The organism is Streptomyces sp. AK010 (assembly GCF_014207295.1).
Taxonomy (GTDB): domain Bacteria; phylum Actinomycetota; class Actinomycetes; order Streptomycetales; family Streptomycetaceae; genus Streptomyces; species Streptomyces massasporeus.
Genome location: NZ_JACHCX010000021.1, coordinates 125,717 through 136,130 on the forward strand (window position 1 = coordinate 125,717; position 10,414 = coordinate 136,130).

At 64.0% G+C, this 10,414-nt stretch carries 5 protein-coding genes; all 5 read left to right on the forward strand.

The features are described 5' to 3' along the window. The first annotated feature begins 59 nt into the window (after positions 1–59). The 5 genes from HDC93_RS31540 to HDC93_RS31560 all read left to right on the forward strand — a co-directional run bounded on the left by HDC93_RS31540 (position 60) and on the right by HDC93_RS31560 (position 10,337). The gene (locus HDC93_RS31540; protein WP_185014242.1) at positions 60–1,565 is read left to right on the forward strand and encodes a CYTH and CHAD domain-containing protein; all 1,506 of its coding nucleotides are present in this window, start codon (positions 60–62) and stop codon (positions 1,563–1,565) included. Between the two features lie 87 nt (positions 1,566–1,652). Continuing rightward, positions 1,653–3,617: a TIGR03960 family B12-binding radical SAM protein gene (locus HDC93_RS31545; protein WP_185014243.1), complete on the forward strand. Its 1,965-nt coding sequence runs from the start codon at positions 1,653–1,655 to the stop codon at positions 3,615–3,617. 463 nt (positions 3,618–4,080) lie between these two features. Next, positions 4,081–6,138, forward strand: coding sequence for a restriction endonuclease (locus HDC93_RS31550; protein ID WP_185014244.1), 2,058 nt, complete (start codon positions 4,081–4,083; stop codon positions 6,136–6,138). Positions 6,139–6,641: 503 nt separating this feature from the next. Further along, a complete protein-coding gene (locus tag HDC93_RS31555; protein WP_185014245.1) occupies positions 6,642–9,659 on the forward strand; it encodes an NACHT domain-containing NTPase in 3,018 nt (1,005 codons plus the stop codon). 183 nt (positions 9,660–9,842) lie between these two features. Continuing rightward, positions 9,843–10,337 carry a phosphotransferase gene (locus tag HDC93_RS31560; protein WP_311774670.1) on the forward strand — a complete coding sequence of 165 codons (495 nt, stop codon included), beginning with the start codon at positions 9,843–9,845 and terminating at the stop codon, positions 10,335–10,337. The last annotated feature ends 77 nt before the right edge of the window (positions 10,338–10,414 follow it).

Here is a 10,414-nt window from a genome sequence, read left to right on the forward strand (position 1 = left end):
TTGCCCCCTGGGGGCACGCACCACTGCTGTACCGGCCGATCAGCCACTAGATTTGGTTCATGGCGGAGACGAAACGCGAGATCGAGCGCAAGTACGAATCCGACGAGAGCGGCCTCCCCGACCTGACCGGCGCCGGCGGGATCGCCGCCGTGGTCGACAAGGGCGTGGCCCACCTCGACGCCACCTACTACGACACCGGAGACGAGCGCCTCGCCGCGTCCTCGGTCACCCTGCGCCGCCGCACCGGCGGTTCCGACGCCGGCTGGCACCTGAAGTTCCCGATTGCGCCCGACGTCCGCGAAGAGATCCACGCCCCGCTCTCCGACACCCTCCCCGACGAGCTCGCGGCGCTGGTCCGCTCCCGCGTCCGCGACAGCGAGCTGCTCCCGGTGGTCCGGCTGCGCTCCGCCCGCGACGTACGCCACCTGCTCGACGCCGACGGCCGGCTGCTCGCCGAGGTGAGCGTGGACACCGTGCACGCCGAGCGGCTCACGGGACGCGGCGGGGAAGCACACTGGACCGAGGTCGAGGTGGAACTCGCCGACGGGGGAGACCCGGCCCTGCTCGACAAGGTGGAGAAGCGGTTGCGCAAGGCGGGCGTACGGCCGTCGGCGTCGTCGTCGAAGCTGGCCCGCGCCCTGGAGGAGACGGCGCCGGGCAAGCGGCGCGAGTCCCCGCACGTCCGGCGGCCGGTGACGGCCGGAGACCATGTGCTGGCCTACGTGCGCACCCAGCGGGACGCGATCGTCGAGCTCGACCCCGCCGTCCGCCGGGACGCCGAGGACTCCGTGCACGGCATGCGCGTGGCCACCCGCCGGATGCGCAGCACCTTCAAGTCGTTCGGCGCGATCCTCGACCGGGCCGTCACCGAGCCCGTCGCCGCCGAGCTGAAGTGGCTCGCCGGCGAGCTGGGCCGGGACCGGGACCGCGAGGTGCTGACCGAGCGGCTGACCGCGGCCGTCGACGAGGTGCCCGCCGATCTGGTCCGCGGCCCGGTCACCGAGCGCCTGCACTCCTGGGCCGCCGCCGAGCACGGCGGGGCCCGCGGCCGTCTCCTCGGGGTCCTGGACTCCCGCCGCTACCTGGCCCTGCTCGACACCCTGGACGCGCTGATCGCCGACCCACCGCTGCTCGAGGCGGCCGGCAAGGAGCCTCGCAAGCCGATCGCCAAGGCCGTGCGCAAGGACTTCCGGAAGGTGTCGAGGCTGATCGGGCAGGCGGCGGACCTGGAGCCCGGCCACGACCGGGACGTCGCGCTGCACGAGGCACGCAAGAAGGCCAAGCGCACCCGCTACGCGGCGGAGGCGGCCCAACCTGTCCTCGGCAAACCCGCCAAGACCATGGTCAAGTCCATGAAGGCGCTGCAGAACCTGCTCGGCGAGCACCAGGACAGCTTCATGGCCCGGCAGGCCCTGCGCGAGCTGTCCGCGGTCGCCCACGCGGCGGGGGAGAGCGCCTTCACCTACGGCCTCCTCCATGAGCGCGAGGAGCAGCGAGCGCTGCGCGTGGAGGCGGAACTGCCCGGGTTCTGGGACGGGATCAAGCACGGTGCGGCGGATCTCTGATCTTCCGGCGTACGGAGGTACCCCGCGACCGCGTTAGTCTGGATGGTCACCCCTGTCAGTTCAGTCCAGCTCACGAAGGTGCGCGACATGCCTGCCGAAGTCGCTGCGTCGGTCTTCCCGCAGCTCGAAGCTCTGCTCCCGCATGTGCAGAAGCCGATCCAGTACGTCGGCGGAGAGCTCAACTCCACGGTCAAGGAATGGGACTCCTGTGACGTCCGCTGGGCGCTTATGTACCCGGACGCCTACGAGGTCGGTCTGCCCAACCAGGGCGTCATGATCCTCTACGAGGTGCTCAACGAGCAGCAGGGCGTCCTCGCCGAGCGCACCTACAGCGTGTGGCCGGACCTCGAGGAGCTCATGCGGGAGCACCACGTCCCGCAGTTCACGGTCGACAGCCACCGGCCCGTGAAGGCCTTCGACGTGTTCGGCCTGTCCTTCTCCACGGAGCTGGGCTACACGAACATGCTCGCCGCGCTCGACCTGGCCGGCATTCCGCTGGAGTCCAAGGACCGCGGTCTGGACGACCCGATCGTCCTGGCCGGCGGCCACGCGGCGTTCAACCCCGAGCCGATCGCCGACTTCATCGACTGCGCCGTGATCGGCGACGGCGAGCAGGCGGTCCTGGAGATCACCGCGATCGTCCGCGCCTGGAAGGCCGAGGGCCGCCCCGGCGGCCGCGAGGAGCTCCTCTTCCGCCTGGCGCGGACGGGCGGGGTGTACGTCCCCGGCTTCTACGACGTCGAGTACCTGCCGGACGGCCGGATCGCCCGTGTCGTGCCGAAGCGCAGCGGGGTGCCGTGGCGGGTCTCCAAGCACACCGTCATGGACCTCGACGAGTGGCCGTACCCCAAGCAGCCGCTGGTCCCGCTGGCCGAGACGGTCCACGAGCGCATGTCGGTGGAGATCTTCCGCGGCTGCACCCGCGGCTGCCGCTTCTGCCAGGCCGGCATGATCACCCGTCCGGTGCGCGAGCGCTCCATCACGGGCATCGGCGACATGGTCGAGCAGGGCCTGAAGGCGACGGGCTTCGAGGAGGTCGGCCTGCTGTCCCTGTCCTCCGCCGACCACACGGAGATCGGCGACATCGCCAAGGGCCTCGCCGACCGCTACGAGGACGACAAGATCGGCCTGTCGCTCCCCTCCACCCGCGTGGACGCCTTCAACATCGACCTGGCGAACGAGCTCACCAGGAACGGCCGCCGCTCCGGCCTGACCTTCGCCCCCGAGGGCGGCTCGGAGCGCATCCGCAAGGTCATCAACAAGATGGTCTCGGAAGAGGACCTGATCCGCACGGTCTCGACGGCGTACGGCAACGGCTGGCGCCAGGTGAAGCTGTACTTCATGTGCGGCCTGCCGACCGAGACCGACGACGACGTCCTGCAGATCGCCGACATGGCGACCAAGGTCATCGCCAAGGGCCGTGAGGTCTCCCGCTCCAACGACATCCGCTGCACGGTCTCGATCGGCGGCTTCGTCCCCAAGCCCCACACGCCCTTCCAGTGGGCTCCGCAGCTCTCCGCCGAGGAGACCGACGCCCGTCTGCAGAAGCTGCGGGACAAGATCCGCGGCGACAAGAAGTACGGCCGCTCCATCGGCTTCCGCTATCACGACGGCAAGCCCGGCATCGTCGAGGGCCTCCTCTCCCGCGGCGACCGCCGCATCGGCGCGGTCATCCGCGCGGTCTACGACGACGGCGGCCGCTTCGACGGCTGGCGCGAGCACTTCTCGTACGACCGCTGGATGGCCTGCGCGGACAAGGCCCTCGTCCCGTTCGGCGTCGACGTCGACTGGTACACCACCCGCGAGCGCACCTACGAGGAGGTCCTCCCGTGGGACCACCTCGACTCCGGCCTGGACAAGGACTGGCTCTGGGAGGACTGGCAGGACTCCCTCGACGAGACCGAGGTCGAGGACTGCCGCTGGACGCCGTGCTTCGACTGCGGGGTGTGCCCGCAGATGGATACGGCCATACAAATCGGTCCGACCGGGAAGAAGCTGCTGCCTCTCACGGTCAAGAATGCCGCGCCGGCGCCGAGCGGGCACGAACACTGAGGTGAGTGACGCACTCGTTCGGGTGATGGATGCCCTGGCGCGGGCGAGTGAGGACGAGGTGACTGCTGCGTTGGCTGCTGTCGGGGCTTCGAGCCGTCGGCAGCCGGAGCAGCAGAGTGGGCCTTGTACGCCTCTGCCGGGCCCGGGAGGGGCCTCGGCCATCCACTCAGAGGTGGAGTGGGTCTGAGGCTCTCGGAGCCTCGCTGAAGCGTTCTGGCGACTACTGAGCCCCCCTCGACCCGGAGGGGGCTCAGTAGTGTCGGCCTCGATGACCTCCTTGCACGGTGAGGCTGCATCGTGAGTAACGCGCGCAGTGACCAGCCCGAACGATTCATTCTGATCGCTTTGGCAACTTGATATTCAGGACGGCGATTGCTGGATACAGTCGTTTTGTTACTACTGGTTGCGGGGGCAACTAGAGCTTGGTCGGCTGTGCCGACGTCCTGGGGAGGGCCTGTAGCGCATGAGTCGTCGCTCTGGTGGTTTTGTCGGTGCCTGGGCTGAGATTCAGCGGCAGCAGCAACGTCAGGTGGAAGCCGAGGCGAGGCGGCGTCGGGAGGAGGCGCGGCAGGCCCGGGCGTACCAGCGGCTGGCCACGCAAAGCCAACGAGACTACCGACAGGCGGAGGCCAGGCGGCGTACAGAGGAACTGGAAGCCCAGGTTGCAGCCCTGCAGAGTCTGCTGACCACGGGCTACCAGGCGCCGGCCTTCAGGGCATCGTCTCTCATGCGTGCGGAAGAGATCCCACCCTTCGACCCAGGGCAGCTTGCCTGGCCGGTGCGGATGCCCGACCCGAACCAGTACCAGGCTCAGGGCGGCTGGACCGCCAGTCAGCGAGCGCGGGCACAAGCCGAGGCGCGGGCTCGGTTCGAGCAGGACTGGCATGCCGCCCAGGTCGCCGAGGCACAGCGGCAGCACCAGTTAGCCGCGTTGCAGCGGGACTACGAGCAGAGGACGGAGTCTCAGCGGGCCGAGGTGCGTCGGCACAATGCCGGGGTCCTGGAAGTGACCGAAGGGGTCAGGCGGGGCGCCCCGGACTCCGTGGTCGAGTACTTCTCCGCAGCGCTCTATGCGTCGACGGCCTGGCCGGAGGGCTTTCCTCGGCAGGTGGCGGCGGCCTACGACGTAGCGGCGCGGCAGCTGGTGCTGGACTGGGAACTGCCCACATACGACGTGGTTCCCGAAGCGAAGTCAGTCAGGTATCTGTCCCGTGAGGAGCAGTACAAGGAAGCGGCACGGCCGGTGAGCCAGCGCCGGGCGCTCTACCGCGAGGTGCTGGGGCAGAGCATGCTGCTGGTGCTGCATCAGCTGTTCACGGCGGACGAGCACGGCGTCCTCGACTCGGTGGCCCTGAATGGCTTCGTGGACGCCCCCGATCCGGCGACAGGGCGGCAGACTCAGATCTTCCTGGCGACCGTCATGGCTTCGCGTGCGGCTTTCACGGACCTCCATCTGGGGCAGGTGGACCCGGTCAGTTGCCTGACCGACGCGCTGAGGGGACAGATCTCGACCCGGCCCGATCAGCTCACTTCCGTGCGGCCGAGCCGGCAGCCCCAGGACGTCGGTAGCCCTGTGGCTGCCCATGGAGGCGATCACGAGCCGAACCTGTACGACATGGATCCCATCGCCTTCGAGTCCCTCGTCGCCGATCTGTTCCGCGCCATGGGAATGCAGGCCGTGACGACTCAGCGCTCGAACGATGGTGGCGTGGACGTCGACGCGATGGACCCGACTCCCATCCGAGGCGGCAAGATCGTCGTACAGGTGAAGCGCTACCGCAATACGGTGCCGCCCACGGCCGTGCGCGATCTCTACGGCACTGTCCAGGACATCGGCGCCAACAAGGGAGTCCTGGTGACGACGTCCGGATTCGGTCCGGGCTCTCATACCTTCGCCAGGGGCAAGCCCCTGGAGCTGATCTCGGGCAGCGAACTCGTCGATCTGCTGCACAGGCATGGGCTGCGTGGACGCTTGGGCGAGGGAGGAACGGTGGCCCCGGCGCAGCCGACACGGTCCAGCACTGCGGCTCCGCCTGACGACTACAACGTGCTGGGCATGACATGGTCCGGCAACGTCGCACTCGACGTGTGCGCGCTGGTCTGCCGTGGCAGCAGAGTCCTCAGTGAAGACCACTTCGTGTTCTTCAACAACCCGGAAACGCCGGACGGTTCTGTACGCGCGGTGCCGGCTACCGAGCCGGACAAGGCAGCCATTCGCGTCACTTTTGATGCGCTGCCAGAGGCAGCTGACCGGTTCGTGCTGGTGGCGGCCGTGGACCCGGAGGTGAACCCAGAGGCCGACCTTTCCGAGTTCTCCGACGCCTGCATCAGACTGCTAGACCCGGCGATGAACGAGCTCGGTCGGCTTGAAGTCTCCGACGGGCGGGTCCTAGAGACCGCGTTGGTGCTTGGCTCCTTCCGGCGCAGGTCGAGTGGCGACTGGGACTTCGTGCTTGGCGGCAAGGGTTACACGAGTGGCCTGGAACAGCTTGTCCGGGACTACGGCATAGATGTGGAGTAACGTTCCAAGGCCGATTCATAGTCCCCGGCATGCCCGCAGGGCACACAGTCACACCAGGCGGTCCGACCGGGAAGAACCTGCTTCCTCCCGCGGTCAAGAATGCTGCGTCGGCGCCGAGTGGACACGAGCACCGGAGTGAGTGACGCACTCATTCGGGTGGTGAATGCTCTGGCGGGGCGAGCGAGGGTGAGGTGGCTGCTGTCGGGGCTTGGAGTACACGGCAGCCGGTACAGCAACGTGAGCCCTGCACGCCTCTGCGGGACCTGGGAGGGTCCTCTGCCATCCACTCGGAGGCGGCGTGGGTCTGGGCTCCGCTGCCCTTCGTTGAGGCTCGTTGGCGACTATCGCAACCTGAAGGGTGCAGTGGTGGGCGCGGGGGTGAGGCCCTTGCGCTGTCGGGTTCCAACTCAGGCACGGACCGCATTGACATGCCTTGACGATGACTTCTGGTCCCATTGGCGATTTCTGCCTCTCGGCACCCACCGGGCCTCTATGATGCCAGCGTGGGGTCTGAATTCGACAAAGTGCTGCCGTATGGTGTTGGTGTCGCCGCGATCGTCTTCGTAGCGATCTTCCTTCTAGCGGCTTACTTTAGTGAGCTAATGAAGGGTTTCGCAGCGCGCTCGGTCAGCGCGATCTTCTATCGGAAGAGTGCGGTGCGACGAGTCAGTGGACGGCAGCTTCGACGGTATCGCCAGCGGGCTGAGCTGTGGCATGCAAAGCATCCGCTGGGATTTGATACGGCGAATATCGATGTACGGCGCGTATACGTCCCTCTGCAATCCGCCATCGGAACTGAACGTGCGGACATGAGTGAGACCCTTTTTAACAGTTCCCGCGTTGTCGTTCTAGGCGAGCCGGGGGCTGGTAAGTCCCTGTTGTTGAAGTCAGAAATCCTTCGCTGGCTAGAGGATGGAGACGACAATAAAGTACCAGTGATTGTCAGCCTGCATAAGTGCAATGCTTCGCACGATACCATTAGAGACTTTATTGTTGCGGAGTTCAATCAGGCTAACGTGAGTGGCGCCGCTTCACTTGTGGACAAGATGCTCTCCGCCGGCCGTTTGCGATTATTCTTCGACGGTCTTGATGAAGTCGGTAGAGATGATCGGGAGCGAGTTGAGAGGGAGCTGCGCGACTTCTCCAGAACTCACGCTGACTGCTCCATGATTGTCACTTGTCGCACCGCCGTTTATGACGGGCAACTAAGCCCAGAGTTCGACTATGTCGTACGCATCGCCGAGTTCGATGACGCATCCATGCGAAGGTTCCTTAGTAACTGGAATAAAGCGGAAGATTCTTTGGATGTCAATCGAGTTATTGCATCACTACGGAGCAATCGCGACCTCATGAGGATCGCGAGGCGCCCGCTGCTCCTTACTATCATTGCCTATCTGCAGTCGGGTGATCGTGTAGAAGCGTTCGGGCCTCTGCCTAATTCTCGTGCAGGGTTCTACCGCGCGGCTATTTCCCACTTGCTTGACCGCGATAGACAGCTCGGCAGAAGCAGGGCCATCTCGAATTATCACGGAAATCGTAAGCTGCTGGTCCTGCAACGTATTGCGCTTGCGATGCACGAAGCTCCCACGGAACGTGGGGATCGCCTAGCTATATCTGGAACCAGTGTAGAAGCGATCATTCGCTCACTACTCCCTGATTTCGACCTTGGGAATAGCCATGTCATGCCGCTCATGGATGAGATCGTGGACCGCAGTCAGGTGCTGCGCCCTTTGGATAGCCTGAGAAGTCAATATGGTTTCGCTCACCTTACTTTACAGGAATTCCTCACGGCGCAGGCGCTCCATGACTCACCGAGTAGTCTAATTAGGAGTTACCACAGCGACCCTGATGCGTGGCGCGAAGTAGTAAAATTCTGGTGCGCAGTTGCTAGTGTCGACTGTACATCGCTGATTTCTTCCATTTATCACGATGGCTCTCTTGACGGTAAGATCCTTGCGCTAGAGAGTCTCTCGGATACGACTTCAGTAGATTCAGGCCTTGCAGAGGAGATCATTGAGTATTTCCTGGATCGTCTCGACTTGGGTGGGCTGGAAGGCTCGGCAGTAATTAATGCGCTCGGCGCCCTAGCCGCGAACAATACTCCGCGCGGAAACGAAACCCTCGAACTACTTCGCAGAATTGCTTGGGAGGTACCTTCGGAACGCCAGGATGCTGCTGTGCTTGCCCTGGCTGCATCAGACCGGCAGGAGGCGGCATTCCTCCTCAGTGAACTTGAAGAAGACGACCATCGGCGGGCAGGTACTAGGGCAGCCTTGCGCTCCATGGGTGAGATCGCGATCCCACAACTTGCGGTATCAGCGCAAGGGCGGCAAGAGATCTGGGCCATTGATGCCCTGGGCAGAATAGGCACTCCGGCGGCAGCAACGGAGTTGGCGCCTCTCCTGTGGAATACTTCCCCTGCAGCCCGCCGCGCCGCTTGGCTCATCGCTTCCCTAATGCGCATACCTGATGTAGAGGAGGCTTTGAGGGAATGCGAGACGTCTGAATCGTCAGATTACTACGATTGGGTTTGGGATAGTGCAGAGGAATCGAGCTCACTTCGGTTGATCGCTGGCCGTGTTGCCTTCCTCTTGGATGGCGGACATCTCCGAGGGTGCGTTGACCAATTCGAAGGGTGTGTGCCTAATCCTCCCGTTGCGGATGAACCCATCGAAGTTCGGATGATCGATCACAGAATCGGCATTCCGCTAGCAGCTTTAGGGATTGAGCGTCATCGCTACAATCAAGACGCCATCCCAAGAGACCTTCGACAAGGTCGATATGTATTCGATAGCCGGCGCGTCTATGAATGGGTTGCGGCATTGGCGGGCCAAGAGCGTCGAGACCAATTTGCTGAGATTTTCCGTAAGCACCGGCACCTTCCTAATATCTATCGCCACCTCTCGCAAATGCTTCCGAAGGAAGTGGAAAGTCTCATTGTTTTTCGGTTGGTTCTTCCGAAAAATATGAGTGATCCGCTGACCAAGGACCTCTGGCGCGCTGCGCACACTGCTCCTCCGAACCCGCCAACGGCGCTGAAGAGAGTGCTCAAAGGGGCTACACTCAGTTTTGTGCTCGTGCTTTACGCTCTAGCGGCCACACGTGCATTAGCTGTTGGATTCTCCGATCGGCCTTCGTGGGTCCCGCCAATGAATGACATTCTGGCGAATGTGGCGGGGATTGCCAGCCTGATCTTCTTCGCCTCTTCCGTGCTGTGGTTGAGTCTAACGTTCTATGATCAAAGGTCGGACTACTCGTCAGAGGTGGTGGAGGTTCTTATCGCCTTGACGAATCTCTTCTTTATCCCATGCTATTTGCTTCTATCTCTGGAGCTGGCAATTGCATTGCTGGGATGGAAGTTGATCTTGATGATTGTGGCGACAGTGACTGCTGTCCTGTCGTTGGGATATTGGGATGCGAGCCGGAAGTCGCGTACCCTGGCTAACCCTTTTCGGCGGATGCTTTCCGTTGACCTGCGTGGTGATGGTCTAACTTCGGGTGGGGCGAATCGCGCAGAATGAGCTCCGCTTACGAGAATTGACAATTGGGGCCATTGCAAGTCGACTCGGTGCTCTTCCCGTGATCTCGGCCTCGCATTAGGTGGCTTCAGTCGATACGGTCGGAGGTGTGTCCGGCGCACGCGGGTTGGTCACCCGTAGACGTGCGCTGGTTGATCGCGCGCGACTAGGGGAGCTGGTACGGGCATGGCGGTTGACGCTGCTCGGACGGACGAGGGGTTCACGTCGGCGAGGGCTACGTGGGTGATGAGAGCCGCGTGCCAGGCGGCGGGGCTGGATGACAGGGGCGCAGAGCTGATCCGGCTCGGCGAGAACGCGCTGTTTCGGCTGGCTTCGGCGCCGGTGGTCGTGCGTGTGGCTCGTGGGGAGGCCTGGCTACCCAAAGCCCGTACGGAGGTGTCCGTCTCTCGGTGGTTGGAGGGGGAAGGGTTCCCGGCTGCCCGTCTGGTTGAAGACTTGGAACAGCCGCTCTCGATCGACGGGCACCCGGTGACGTTCTGGCACCTGATCGTCGAGGGGGAGCGGAAAGCCTCGTACGGGGAGTTGGGTGGCATCCTTCGAGATCTGCATGCCATGACATTGCCGGCCGGGTTGGAGTTGCCGCGCTTCGATCCATTCGACAAGCAGGAGCTGCGGATCAACCAGGCCGCGATCCCGGAGGATGGGGCTTCCCCCTTGTAGGTGGACACCTTCGATCCGGCCCCGCAGGGGACCGGCCAGAAGGAGTCATTTATGGTGATGAGGGTTTACTCGCCCGA

Bases quoted from the DNA above. Each gene is read 5' to 3' on its own strand.
- HDC93_RS31540 (WP_185014242.1), top strand. From the start codon at position 60: ATGGCGGAGACGAAACGCGAGATCGAGCGCAAGTACGAATCCGACGAG.
- HDC93_RS31545 (WP_185014243.1), top strand. From the start codon at position 1,653: ATGCCTGCCGAAGTCGCTGCGTCGGTCTTCCCGCAGCTCGAAGCTCTG.
- HDC93_RS31560 (WP_311774670.1), top strand. From the start codon at position 9,843: ATGGCGGTTGACGCTGCTCGGACGGACGAGGGGTTCACGTCGGCGAGG.
- HDC93_RS31550 (WP_185014244.1), top strand. From the start codon at position 4,081: ATGAGTCGTCGCTCTGGTGGTTTTGTCGGTGCCTGGGCTGAGATTCAG.